Genomic DNA, 13,087 nt, shown 5'->3' on the forward strand with positions numbered 1-13,087 from the left:
AGCCACGACCTCGCCGACATCGGACACCACCGCCTCCATCGACTGCGCCCGGGCGAGACGCGCCTCAGCCGCTGCCTGCTCCTGGGCCTCAAGCGCGCGAACGCGCTGGATATTGGCCTGGAAATCGCCGAGCGCGTGGCTGATCGCATCGACCTCGACCATGCCGACCCTGGCCGGAATCTGGGCGTCGTCGGCACCGGACAGCATCAGTTCGACCGACCGGGCCAGCCGGCCGAGCGGACGGACGACGCCGCGATTGAACAGCAGCACGACGGTCACGACAGCGCCCGTCACCACCAGGATCGCGAGCAGCGAGAGCGCCAAGCGCCAGCCGGCGACCGAAAGATCGGCGTTGATCTCGGCCCGCGCCTGCTCGAAGGCGGCGTCGCGCATCTGCAGAATGGTCGCGAGCGACTTCTGGGTCCAGGCGCGCCAATCTGCCAGGCTCATGCCGGCAGGCTTGCCCTCGCGAGCCGCCTCATACATCGCGGCATAGGTCCGGGTTTCCTCGTCGCGGAAGCCTGTCTTCGCGCCCTCGATGGCGGCGCGGAGCTGGGGCGTCGCCGCCATCTGCGCCAGCGACTGGTCGACCAGCTCCCAGAGCTGCTCGATGCGGCCGCCCAGGCGGTTGACCTGCGAGATCGCCTCCGGCGTCAGCTTCACGCCACTGCCGACGAACTGGGTATAGTGCACCGAGCGGCTGCCGGCAGCCTCGCGCATCGTGGTCGCCAGCTCTCCGAGCGTCATCGTGTTGCTGACGTCGGGGCTGATCATGCCGATCGTCGCGCCGATGCGCCGCTGCAGCGCGGCCTGCTCGTTCAGCAAAGCGAGCACCGAAGCGCTAAAGGCCTGGGCGGCCTTCGGGTCGCGCTGGTCCCGTGGCTTTGCGCCTTCGACACGCGCCAGACGTCGCGCCTCGCCGAGACGCTGGCCGATCTGCTTCAGCTGATCGGCGATCTCCGGACGCTCGATCAACGAGGTCTCGGCGACGCTTTGCTGCATCTGAATGATGCGTGCATCCGTCTCCCGCGCTGCCTCGGCCTCCGCGGCTGCGATCCTGCCGTCGGGGTCCGCGGCCAGGATCACCTGGGTCATCGCGCCGCGTTCGATCGCGGCCCGCTCGATGACCCGGCTGATGCTCTCCGATGCGACGACCAGGTCGCGGGCCTCGCGGGCGGTGGAAAGCGCCTGCATCTGGTTGTAAGCGACAAAGCCGCTGGCAAGGATCGCTGCGCCACCGGCCGCGATGGTGCAGATCAGGAAATGCGTTACGCGCATGGCGTTGTGTCCCTACGGCCGCCGCCTCGAATCCGGCACGCAGTCGAGCCGCAACCATGCGGGACTTTCAGGATGCTGGAGCGTTGTCTGGCGGGCATAGCGGGCCGGCCGTTAACGGCGCCTTTAAGTTCGGGCCCGCGCAGCGCGCCCGAACGGCGATTGCCGTCGCTCCGCAAGCTTCGCGCAAGTTGCGCGGGTCCTGCGAGATCGGCGGCTACTGGGCGCCGATCAAAGATTGAAGACCCGGTGCGGCACGAATTCGCCCTGGTCGATCATGCCCGTGGCGATGAGGACGCCACCGCAGGTCGTATAGACCGACTGACTCTCGACCGGCGCGTCGCGCCCGCGCAGCAGCACGCTCTGGCCGCGCTTCAGCCGGAGCGCCGCGTCGCGATGGACCACGATCTCCGGGATCAGCGTGAGCGCGGCCTTGACGGGCAGCAGCGCCGCCGCGGCGCTCTCGGTGCTCTCGCGCAGCGCCTCGACGCTGGCGGCATCCGCAATGTCGAACGGGCCGACGCGGGTGCGTCTCAGATGGGCGACATGGCCGAGGCAGCCGAGCGTGATGCCGAGGTCGCGCGCGATCGCCCGGACATAGGTGCCCTTGCCGCATTCGGCCTCGAAGGTCGTGGTGGCACCGTCATGCGAGACGATGCGCAGCGCGTCGATCTCGACGGGTCTGGCCTCCAGCACGACGTCCTCGCCGTCGCGCGCGAGATCATAAGCGCGCTCGCCGGCGATCTTTATGGCCGAGAATTTGGGGGGCACCTGCTGGATCGTACCCGTGAAGCGCGGCAGCAGCGCCGCGATCGCCGCCTCGTCGGGGCGCCCATCGGCGGTCGCGATGACCTTGCCCTCGGTGTCGTCCGTATCGGTTTGCGTGCCCCAGGCCACGGTGAACTGATAGGCCTTGCGCCCGTCCATCACGAAGGGGACGGTCTTGGTCGCTTCGCCGAGCGCGATCGGCAGCAGGCCGGAGGCGAGCGGGTCGAGCGTGCCGGCATGGCCGGCCTTCTTCGCGGCAAAGGCGCGCTTGACCACCGCGACCGCGTGGGTCGAGGTCATGCCGACAGGCTTGTCGAGCACCACCCAGCCATGAACGTCACGCCTCTTCGGCCGAGGCGCGAAGCTCTGCCCCTGCGTTTCGAGCGCATCCGGTGAGGTCGGTTCAGTCATCGTCCTGGTCGTCCGGCTGGATCCTGAGCGGCTGCTTCAGGAGATCCTGGCGCACCTTTTCGGAATGGAGGATGGCGTCGACGCGCTCCGCCTCGGCGAAGCTCTCATCCTGGAGGAAGCGGATATCGGGCGCGAATTTCAGGTTCACCCGGTGGGCGATCTCGCCGCGGATATAGCGCTTGTGGTCGTTCAGCGCCTTGAGCACCGGCTTCGCGTCACCGCCGCCGAGGGGCATGATGAAGCAGGTCGCGAGCTTCAGGTCGGACGACAGGCGCACCTCTGGCACCGTCACGACGTGCTTGGCGAGGACGTCGTCATGGATGTCCCCGCGCGAAAGCATCTCGGCGAGAGCATGTCGAATGACTTCGCCGATGCGCAATTGCCGCTGCGAAGGGCCGGAAGGTCTTGATGTTTTTGCCATGGTTCTCGTTCTCCGGGATCGGACCGGATCAAACGTCGTGGTCGGGCGTGACCCGACCATCTCTTGCAGGATGAGCCGTTGCGCTGTGCTCTGCTCGTCACGAGATGGCCGGGTCGAGCCCGGCCATGACGTGCTTCTTGGGCAAGCGGACGCCTTACAGCGTGCGCTTGATCTCCTCGACGCGGTAGCACTCGATCACGTCGCCGACACGCATGTCCTGGTAGTTCTCGAAGGACATGCCGCAGTCCTGGCCCGCCACGACTTCCTTGGCGTCATCCTTGAAGCGCTTGAGCTGGGCGAGCTTGCCCTCATGGACCACGACGCCGTCGCGGATCAGGCGAACATTGGCGCCACGCTCGATCGTGCCATCGCTGACGCGGCAGCCGGCGATCTTGCCGACCTTCGAGACAGCGAAGATCTCGAGGATCTGCGCATTGCCGAGCATGGTCTCGCGCAGGGTCGGGGCCAGAAGGCCCGACATCGCCGCTTTTACATCATCCACGAGGTTGTAGATGATGTTGTAGTAACGGATCTCGACGCCGGCCCGTTCGGCCGCCTCGCGCGCTTCCTTGTGGGCGCGAACGTTGAAGCCGATCACGGCAGCACCCGATGCCTGGGCAAGCGTGATGTCGGATTCGGTGATCGCGCCGACGCCCGACTGCAGCACGCGAGCGCGCACCTCGTCGTTGCCGACCTTCTCCAGCGTTCCGACGATGGCTTCGACGGAGCCCTGCACGTCGCCCTTGATGACGAGCGGGAACTCCTTGCGGCCCGCGCCCTCCTTGAGGTCGCGCATCATCTCGGCGAGCGAACGCCCGCCGCCCGAAGCTCCGCCGCGCACGGCCAGACGCTCGCGGCGCTGGCGCTCGCGATAATCGGTGACCTCGCGAGCGCGCGCCTCGGATTCGACGACCGCCACGCGGTCGCCGGCCTCAGGCGTGCCGTTGAAGCCGAGAACCTCGACCGGCATGGAGGGCGGAGCCTCCTTGATCTGCGCGCCGGTATCGGTGATGAGCGCGCGCACGCGGCCCCATTCCGCACCCGCCACGACGATGTCGCCGGTGCGCAGCGTGCCGCGCTGGACGAGCACGGTCGCGACCGGGCCGCGGCCACGGTCGAGCTTGGCCTCGATGACGGTGCCTTCGGCCGGACGCTCGGGGTTGGCCTTGAGGTCGAGCAGTTCGGCCTGCAGCGCGATCGCCTCGAGCAGCTTGTCGAGGTTCATGCGGGTCTTGGCGGAAACCTCGACCTCCAGTGTCTCGCCGCCGAGCGTCTCGACCTGGATCTCGTATTGCAGCAGTTCGGAACGGACCCGGTCGGGGTTTGCGTCGGACTTGTCGATCTTGTTGATCGCCACGATCAGCGGAACGCCGGCGGCCTTCGCGTGATTGATGGCCTCGACCGTCTGCGGCATGACGCCGTCATCGGCCGCGACGACCAGCACGACGACGTCCGTCACCTTGGCGCCGCGGGCGCGCATCGCCGTGAAGGCGGCGTGGCCGGGCGTGTCGATGAAGGTCACCTTGGCGCCGGACGGCGTCGTCACCTGATAGGCGCCGATATGCTGGGTGATGCCGCCGGCCTCGCCCGAGACGACATGCGTCTGGCGGATCGCGTCGAGCAGCGAGGTCTTGCCGTGGTCGACATGCCCCATGATCGTCACGACGGCGGGGCGCTGCGCGAGCATCTCGTCGGTGTCAGGCGTGTCGAACAGGCCCTCCTCGACGTCGGATTCGGCGACGCGCTTGACGGTGTGACCCATTTCCTCGGCCACCAGCTGGGCCGTGTCGGCGTCGATCACGTCCGTGATCTTGTGCATCGCGCCCTGCTTCATCAGCAGGCGGATGACGTCGACGCCGCGCTCCGACATGCGGTTCGCGAGTTCCTGGATGGTGATCGTCTCGGGAACGATCACCTCGCGCATCACGCGTTCCTTGGCGACATCCGAAGCGCGGTGCCCGGTCATGCGCTGGACGCGGCGGCGGAAGGCGGCGACCGAACGGGTGCGCTCGTCGTCACCACCGGTCGCGGTGGAGAGCGTCAGGCGGCCGCGCGGCTTTTCGCCGACCTTGGGTGTCTTGGGGGCGGGCACGGGCGCGCCGCGCGGCGGACCGCCGGAAAAACCGCCGGGACGGCGGAAGGCGGGACGCGCTTCGCCATCATCGGGACGGCTACGCGGGGCAGCGGTCGAGGGCGCCTGGCGTGCCGGGCGAACGACGGCAGGCTCGGCCGGAGCCGTTGCATCGACGGGGCGCGGCGGCCGCGGTGTATCGAGGCGCGGCGGCCGCGAGTCGAGCCGCGGCGGGCGAGCGCCGACATCGCGCATCGGGCTGCGCGGGGCGAAATCGGGACGCGGGCCGGAAGGAGCAGGCCGCGGAGCCTGAACATGGGCGGGAGCCTGGGGAGCGCTCCCTTCGGGCCGCGGCGCCGGCGGCGCCGACTCGCGCGGCGGCTGCGGAGCCTGGGGCTCGTCCATGCGCTGGCGCGCCGTGCTTTCGGCGCGGCGCTTGCGGTCGTCCTCCTGGCGGCGGCGCTCCTCTTCCTCGCGTTGGCGAGCAAGGGCGGCTTCACGCTCCTGGCGCTCGCGCTCGAGAGCCATCGCGCGCTGGCGTGCCTCGTCCTCGGCGATCCGGCGCGCTTCAGCCTCCCGGCTGCGCGAATCCGAGAGTGCGCGCTGACGGGCGTCCTTCTCTTCTTCGGACAGAGTGCGCAGCAGCATGCCGGACGCAGGGCGCGCGGGCGGCGCGGCCGGAGCCGGGCGAGGTGCCGCCTGCTGGGGTTGGGGGGCGGCCGGGCGCGGGGGCGCCTGCTCCTTGACCTCGGTACCCGGGACGCGGCGCTTGACCTCCACGACGACCTGCTTGGAGCGCCCATGCGAGAAGCTCTGCCGGACAGTGCTCTGCTCGACAGGACGCTTCAAGGTCAGGGTCTTCGGAGGGCTGACGGTCAAGGTCTTGTCGCCCGGGGTCTTGGTATCGCTCATTCTGTGCTCGGTCCTGCCGCGTTCGGTCCAGCCGGTTCGGTCGTTCGTTGGTCTACGGAATCGTCATCGATCGAGCCGGGGGAAGCCGGCTCATCCGGGTGGATTGCGCCGGCATCGTCCGTCCGGTAGCGGACGAGTCGACGCCAGCGGGAGAGGAAACCCTCGGCCGCCGGCCCCGGAGCAAGGGCCGCATGTATCACATGTGCCCGCCCCAACGCCAATTCCAAATCTTCGCCCGCGAAAATTGACACGACGGGCACTTTGCGCGGCTTCAGGCCGGCCTCCGCGCGGGCCAGTTCGGCCCGCCGGAGGGCTTGGCCGATCTTGCGGCGGCCATCCTCGGCGCCGTCGCTGGCCTCGATCACCGCTGCGCAGCGCCCGGAGCCGATCACCGCTTCGACCTTGGCGAAACCGGCCTGCACCAGCCCTGCCTTGTTCGACATGGCCAGCGCCTGCTGCGCATCCTTCAGCATCAGGCTGTCGATCATCGCAGCCAAATCGGGCGGTACGACGACCTTGGCCTTGAGCGATCGCTCGAAGGCGCGCCGCTTGATCGCCTCGCCGACCATCGAGGCGCTGAGGCTGATCCAAACGCCTCGACCCGGCAGCTTGCGCCGCAGGTCCGGAACCAGGATGCCGTCCGGGCCCACCACGAAGCGGATCAGGTCCTCAGGCGCCTTGACCGTCCGCGTGACGACGCAGCTACGCTCCGGACCGTCCTTGCGCTCCGCGCGGGTGCCGCGCTCGCCGCCTGCTGCGGCCGCTTTCATCGCTTCCGTCCGGCTCAGGCCTCGGCCGCCTCGCCAGCGGCCGGAAGGTCGGGCTCAGCGGCCTCCTCAATCTCTTCAGGCGGCGCCTCGACCCAGCCCGCATGAATGCGAGCGGCCATGACGATCGCCTCTGCATCCTGCCGCGACAGGTCGAAACCATCGAGATAGCCGGAGTGGCGGGTGGTCTCGCCATCCTTGCGCTCGGTCCAGCCGACGAGATCGTCGGTGGCGCAGCCGGCAAGATCATCGACGGTCTTCACGTCGTTCTCGCCCAGCGCCACCATCATGGAAGTGGTGATGCCGGCGACCTCGCGCAAGGCGTCCTCGACGCCGAGCGCACGGCGCTTCTCGTCGAACTCGGCCTCGACAGCAGCGAGATACTCCTGGGCGCGCGACTGGATCTCGGCGCCGGTATCCTCGTCGAAGCCTTCGATCGAGGCCAGCTCGGACGGGTCGACATAGGCGACTTCCTCGACGCTCCGGAAACCTTCCGAGGCGAGCAACTGGCCGACCGTCTCGTCGACGTTCAGCGCGTTCATGAAGATCTCGGTGCGGCTCAGGAACTCCTTCTGGCGGCGCTCCGATTCCTCGGCCTCGGTCAGGATGTCGATGTCCCAGCCGGTCAGCTGCGAGGCGAGGCGCACGTTCTGGCCGCGCCGGCCGATGGCGAGCGAGAGCTGCTCGTCGGGCACCACGACCTCGATCTTGTCGGCTTCCTCGTCGAGCACGACCTTGGCGACTTCCGCCGGCTGCAGCGCATTGACGACGAAGGTCGCGACATCGGGCGACCACGGGATGATGTCGATCTTCTCGCCCTGCAATTCGCCGACGACGGCCTGAACGCGCGAGCCCCTCATGCCGACGCAGGCGCCGACCGGGTCGATCGAGGAATCGCGGCTGATGACGGCGATCTTGGCGCGCGAGCCCGGATCGCGGGCGACAGCCTTCACCTCGACGATGCCGTCATAGATTTCCGGCACTTCCTGGCCGAACAGCTTGGCCATGAACTGCGGATGGGTGCGCGACAGGAAGATCTGCGGACCGCGCGGCTCGCGACGCACGTCGTAGACATAGGCCCGCGCCCGGTCGCCGACCTTGAAGGTCTCGCGCGGGATCATCTCGTCGCGGCGGATGATCGCCTCGCCGCGGCCGAGATCGACGAAGACGTTGCCGTATTCGACGCGCTTGACCGCGCCGTTGACGATCTCGCCGATGCGGTCCTTGTACTCGTCGTACTGGCGATCGCGCTCGGCCTCGCGCACCTTCTGCACGATGACCTGCTTGGCCGACTGCGCCGCGATGCGGCCGAAATCGAAGGGCGGCAGCGGATCGGCGATGACATCCCCGACTTGCGCAGCAGGATTGTGGCGCTTGGCCTCGTCGACGGTGATCTCGACGGCGCCGTTCTCGACCTGGTCAACCACCTGGAGGTGGCGCGCGAGCCGGAGCTCGCCGGTCTTGGTGTTGATCTCGGCATGGACGTCCGTCTCGGCGCCGTAGCGCGAGCGGGCGGCCTTGGCGATCGCATCCTGCATCGCGTCGACGACGATCTGCCGGTCGATCGACTTCTCGCGGGCGACCGCGTCCGCGATCTGCAGCAGTTCGAGCCTGTTGGCGCTGACGACCATGACGCTCACTCCTCCTCGTTCTTGTCTTCGTGCGGAGCCGGTCCGCGGGCTTTCGTGCCCGGTCGGGGTCCCAGCGATTTTCCTCGGCCCTTCCTGGGGCCGGAGATTTCTTCGGCCGCCGGCATCTCGGGCGGCAGGCCGGACTTGCCGCGACGCAGCGATTCGGTCACGAGCGCGTCGGTGAGCACCAGCCGGGCATCGGCGATGAGCGTCATCGGAATCGCGACGTCGCGCTCCTCTTCCGTCCTGGCATCGTCGCGCGACAACAGCGCATTGCCGCCCTCGACGCCGCGCAGGATGCCGCGGAAGCGCTTGCGCCCGTTATGCGCCGGCTCGGTATCGATCTTGGCGAGATGCCCGGCCCAGCGGGCGAAATCACCCGCGCGCACCAGCGGCCGGTCGATTCCCGGCGAAGACACCTCGAGGTGATAGGCGGCCTGGATGGGATCGTCGACGTCGAGCGCCGGCGAGACAGCCTGGCTGACCTCTTCGCAACCCTCGACATTCATCGTGCCGTCGGGCCTCTCGGCCATGATCTGCACGGTGCAGCCGTTTTGACCGGAGACGCGGACGCGCACCAGCCGATAACCGAGATCGGCGATGGCTGGCTCCACGATCGCAGCCACGCGTCCCGCGACGCCGCTTTCGACGACGATGCGCCTGTCGTTGTCCTGGTCCGTCGCTGTCGGCTCGTTCATGTCCTGACTGCCTGTCTGGAGTGGGCAAGGACCCAGCTCCGACCGAAGGATCGGCAGATGATCGTCGAGACGGGCCGCTTGAAGCGCGGCCGACGCCTGTCCGGCATCATGCCCAGCCTGGCTGGGCTTTAGCCAATAAAAAAGAGCGGGCCGGCAGGCCCGCTCTTGATCATCGGCTGATACCGAAACCAGAGCTGTTACGCCGTTATTTAATCCGCATCGCTCATGCATGCAAGCGTCCTCGGCGGTGCGGCGCGCCGGCGCGCTTTCCTCCGGACGCTAACCGGCTGGTCATCCTTCTACGTCATGCTCCTCGCGCCGCGCGTTGTTCGGGGATGAGTATGAGTTCTGTCGGTACGCTGTTGCGCGATCTTGAGGCGACGATGCTGCGCGGCTCGGTCTACGACCGAGCCCAGATCGTTTCGCGTCTGACCGATCTGTTCCTGAGCGCGGCTCCGGCCATGGACGAGGACCAGGTCGGCATTTTCGATGTCGTGATCGGCCGGCTCTCGCGCGCGATCGAGCTGAGGGCCCGGATAGAGCTTTCGGAGCGACTCGCGCCGGTTCCGAACGCTCCGACGGGGGTAGTCCGGCAGTTGGCGCTCGATGAGATCGCCGTGGCACGTCCCGTCCTGGTCGGTTCGGCACGCCTGACCGATCAGGATCTCGTCGCGATTTCGGCGGCCAAGGGGCGAGACCACATGCTCGCGATCACCGAACGGCAGGATCTGGGCGAACCTGTCACTGATTTCCTGATCCTGCGCGGTGGCCGGGTTGTCACCCACGCCATCGCCGCAAACCACACGGCGCGCTTCTCGCACCATGGCATGGGCGTGCTCGTCATGCGCGCGGTCCAGGACGACGCCCTGCAGATGGCCCTGGGCGCGCGGCGCGACATTCCAGCCGAGCTCGCCGCCCAGCTGATGGCGGCGGCGAAAAGCTCCGCCCGTCGCCGCCTGACCGCCAGCCTCGAGCCGGCTCTCGCCGGTGCGGTCGACGGCGCGGTCGAGCGCGGCGCTTTGGCTGTCGCCGCCCAGGCGCAGATCCGCGGCGATCTCGACACTGTGAACGCGGCGCTGGTCGAGGTCGCTCGCCTGAACGAGGCCGGCGAGCTCGACGAGAACAAGGTAGCAGGCTTCGCCAGGGCCGGCGCGACCGAGCACGCGATCTGTGCCGTCGCCGTGATGGCCCAGCTCGGGCTGCCGGCGACGGAGCAGATCATCCTCGGCGCCGACCGCGACGCGGTGCTGATCGTCGCCAGGGGGTTGGGCTGGTCATGGGAGACCACGGCCGCGCTGATCGGCCTGCGCAAGGATTTCGGCAAGTCGGAGCCCGCGATCGAACGGGCCCGCCAGCATTTCCGCGGCCTCTCCCTGCCGACGGCGCAGCGCGTCCTCGGCTTCCTCAGGATGCGCGACGCGCAGCAGTGAGGTAGCTCGGCACGCGCCCCGCCGCGACCGCCTTGGCCTCGTAGCGGGTGCGGATCCAGCCGGGATAGGGCTGGCGCCAGTCGTCCGCACGTTCGTCCGCCCAGTCGAAATCGGGCGAGCTCGCCAGGCGCGAGAGCGTCCAGCCGACATAGTCGTCGATATCGCTGGCGAAGCGGAAGCGCCCGCCCGGCCGCAGGACGCGGGCGAACAGCGACAGCGTCCTGTCCGAGACAAAACGGCGCTTGCGTTGCCGCCGCTTAGGCCACGGATCGGGGTAGAGCAGGTCGATCGCGTCGAGCGACCCGGTGGGCAGGCGCGGCAGCATCAGCGCCGCATCGCCGTCCCAGATCCGGATATTGGTCAGTCCCTCGCGCTCGATGACGGCGAGGAACTTGGCCATGCCGTTGATGAACGGCTCGACACCGATGAAGCCGATCTCCGGGCTCTCGCGCATGCGGCTGAGCAGATGCTCGCCGCCACCGAAGCCGATCTCCAGCCTGATGGCCTCGACCGGCTGCGGGAACAGTGCGCCGAGATTGGCGATCTCGCCCTCCGGCAGCCGCAGCCGCGGCAGTACGGTGTCGATCATCGTGCTCTGGCCGTCGCGCAGCGCCTTGCCCTTGCGGCGGCCGAAGAAGGCGCGATCGGGATCGTAGTCGTTTGTCATTGCGGATCGTTCTCGCAGCCTTGTCATCGCGGTGGAAACACGTCGTCATTCCGGACAGGCGGCGCAAGCCGCGCCGATCCGGAAACCATCGGAGGCCACCGAACTCTACGATGGATTTGGGGTCTTCGCTTCGCTGCGTCCGGAATGACGATGCGGTTGTAGCGCGACCTCTCAAAAGAAAAAGGCCGGGGTTGAGCCCGGCCTTCTCGATACGGGCTTTACGCCGGGCCTGTTCAGGCGACGGCCTTCTTCAGAGCGTCGACCAGATCGGTCTTCTCCCAGGAGAAGCTGCCGTCGCGGCCGGCCTTGCGGCCGAAATGGCCATAAGCCGCCGACTTGGCGTAGATCGGCTTGTTGAGGGCCAGATGCGTGCGGATACCGCGCGGCGTCAGGTCCATGACTTCGCCCAGCACGGCCTCGAGCCTGGCCTCGTCGACCTTGCCGGTGCCATGCAGGTCGACATAGATCGACAGCGGCTTGGCGACGCCGATGGCATAGGAGAGCTGGATCGTGCAGCGCTCGGCGAGCTTGGCCGCAACGACGTTCTTGGCGAGATAGCGTGCCGCATAGGCGGCCGACCGGTCGACCTTGGTCGGGTCCTTGCCGGAGAACGCGCCGCCGCCATGCGGGGCCGCGCCACCATAGGTATCGACGATGATCTTGCGGCCGGTCAGGCCGGTGTCGCCATCAGGGCCGCCGATCACGAACTTGCCGGTCGGGTTGACGTGCCAGACGGTCTCCTTCGAGATCCAGCCCTCGGGCAGAGTCTCTCGGATATAGGGCTCGACGATCTTGCGGACGTCGGCCGAGGTCAGGCTCTCGTCGGTGTGCTGGGTCGACAGCACGATCTGGGTCACGCCGACGGGCTTGCCGTTCTCGTACTTGACCGTGACCTGGCTCTTGGCGTCGGGGCCGAGCTTGGCGGCGCCGCCTTCCTTGGCGTGGCGCGCCTTGGCCAGCACTTCGAGGATCTTGTGCGAATAATAGAGCGGGGCCGGCATCAGCTCGGGCGTCTCGCGGCAGGCATAGCCGAACATGATGCCCTGGTCGCCCGCGCCCTCGTCCTTGTTGCCGGAGGCATCGACGCCCTGGGCGATATCGACAGACTGGGCGTGCAGCAGCACGTCGATCTTGCACTTCTTCCAGTGGAAGCCGTCCTGCTCGTAGCCGATCGCCTTGATCGCCCTGCGCGCGGCCGACTTGACCTTGCTCTTCATCGCCTTCTCGTCGAGCGAGGTGCGGACCTCGCCGGCGATGACGACGCGGTTGGTCGTCGCCAGTGTCTCGCACGCGACGCGAACCTGGGCGGCGTCCATGCCGGCCTTGGCCGCTTCCTTGAAGAACAGATCGACGACCTCGTCGGAAATCCGGTCGCAGATCTTGTCGGGATGGCCCTCGCCGACGGACTCGCTGGTGAACAGGTAATTCTGGCGTGACACGATCGGGCAGCCCTTATGCGCAGAAAGCGGGTGACCGGCGCCATGACGGAACCGATCGGCGAAAACGGCCACCCTCTTTGCAGCGGATGCGTTCGCCGTCAAGCACCGTAATCCGTTTATCGGGAGGATTGTTCGTCAGGACGAACAAAAATGATGCTGAATCAGGCGTTTTCGCCGCCTTCTTCGGCGAGCGCCTCGACCAGGTCGATGATCCGCCGCCTGACCTTGCTGTCCTTGATGCGCACGAAGGCCTTCGTCAGTTGCACGCCTTCGCTGCTTCCCATGAAGTCGGGGACATAGGCGCTGGAGGCGGCATCCGAAAATCCGCCGGTCGGCATGTCGCCGGTCGGTGCGCCCTCGAAAAAGAACGACACGGGTACGTCGAGCATCTTGGCGATCTGCTGCAGCCGGCTCGCGCTGATCCGGTTCGAGCCCTTCTCGTATTTCTGGATCTGCTGGAAGGTTAGCCCGAGCCCTTCTCCAAGCTTTTCCTGGCTCACCCCGGCGAGCATGCGGCGCATGCGCACGCGGCTGCCGACATGGCGGTCGATCGGGTTCGGGACTTTCTTCAGCATGAACGACAGCCTTGGCTCATCT

Annotated in this window: 11 protein-coding genes; 1 reads left to right on the forward strand and 10 read right to left on the reverse strand. The window is 67.7% G+C overall.

Features of this window, described 5'->3' with window-relative positions:
- The 7 genes from ASE63_RS16535 to rimP form a co-directional block, all read right to left on the reverse strand.
- Positions 1–1,278 (reverse strand): hypothetical protein (locus ASE63_RS16535; protein WP_156410422.1); only part of this gene is annotated, 1,278 nt, incomplete at its 3' end.
- Positions 1,279–1,506: 228 nt separating this feature from the next.
- Positions 1,507–2,454, reverse strand: a complete 948-nt coding sequence (gene truB, locus ASE63_RS16540) for a tRNA pseudouridine(55) synthase TruB (protein WP_056803477.1) — start codon at positions 2,452–2,454, stop codon at positions 1,507–1,509.
- Positions 2,447–2,875, reverse strand: coding sequence for a 30S ribosome-binding factor RbfA (gene rbfA, locus ASE63_RS16545; RefSeq protein ID WP_056803480.1), 429 nt, complete (start codon positions 2,873–2,875; stop codon positions 2,447–2,449). The genes truB and rbfA overlap by 8 nt, the downstream gene beginning before the upstream one ends.
- A gap of 154 nt (positions 2,876–3,029) precedes the next feature.
- Positions 3,030–5,858, reverse strand: coding sequence for a translation initiation factor IF-2 (infB, locus tag ASE63_RS16550; RefSeq protein ID WP_056803483.1), 2,829 nt, complete (start codon positions 5,856–5,858; stop codon positions 3,030–3,032).
- Complete coding sequence (locus tag ASE63_RS16555) at positions 5,855–6,628, reverse strand: RNA-binding protein (protein WP_056803487.1); 774 nt, start codon at positions 6,626–6,628, stop codon at positions 5,855–5,857. Before ASE63_RS16555 ends, infB begins: the two co-directional genes overlap by 4 nt.
- A 14-nt stretch (positions 6,629–6,642) precedes the next feature.
- Positions 6,643–8,256 (reverse strand): transcription termination factor NusA, encoded by a 1,614-nt coding sequence (gene nusA / locus ASE63_RS16560; RefSeq protein WP_056803490.1) that lies wholly within the window; start codon positions 8,254–8,256, stop codon positions 6,643–6,645.
- Positions 8,257–8,261: 5 nt separating this feature from the next.
- The gene (gene rimP, locus ASE63_RS16565) at positions 8,262–8,954 is read right to left on the reverse strand and encodes a ribosome maturation factor RimP (RefSeq protein WP_082610024.1); all 693 of its coding nucleotides are present in this window, start codon (positions 8,952–8,954) and stop codon (positions 8,262–8,264) included.
- 341 nt (positions 8,955–9,295) lie between these two features.
- Between rimP and ASE63_RS16570 the strand changes: the two genes are divergently transcribed.
- Entirely contained in the window at positions 9,296–10,384 is a 1,089-nt protein-coding gene (locus tag ASE63_RS16570) for a DUF2336 domain-containing protein (RefSeq protein WP_162261792.1), read from the forward strand.
- Here ASE63_RS16570 and ASE63_RS16575 read toward each other — a convergent pair.
- The 3 genes from ASE63_RS16575 to ASE63_RS16585 all read right to left on the reverse strand — a co-directional run bounded on the left by ASE63_RS16575 (position 10,359) and on the right by ASE63_RS16585 (position 13,062).
- Positions 10,359–11,051: a tRNA (guanine(46)-N(7))-methyltransferase TrmB gene (locus ASE63_RS16575; protein WP_056803497.1), complete on the reverse strand. Its 693-nt coding sequence runs from the start codon at positions 11,049–11,051 to the stop codon at positions 10,359–10,361. The genes ASE63_RS16570 and ASE63_RS16575 overlap by 26 nt on opposite strands.
- 233 nt (positions 11,052–11,284) lie before the next feature.
- Positions 11,285–12,490, reverse strand: a complete 1,206-nt coding sequence (gene metK, locus ASE63_RS16580; protein WP_056803603.1) for a methionine adenosyltransferase — start codon at positions 12,488–12,490, stop codon at positions 11,285–11,287.
- A 161-nt stretch (positions 12,491–12,651) separates the two neighbouring features.
- Entirely contained in the window at positions 12,652–13,062 is a 411-nt protein-coding gene (locus ASE63_RS16585; RefSeq protein WP_082610034.1) for a helix-turn-helix transcriptional regulator, read from the reverse strand.
- Positions 13,063–13,087 lie beyond the last annotated feature (25 nt).

The organism is Allobosea sp. Root381, assembly GCF_001429395.1.
In the GTDB taxonomy this organism is placed as follows: Bacteria; Pseudomonadota; Alphaproteobacteria; order Rhizobiales; family Beijerinckiaceae; genus Allobosea.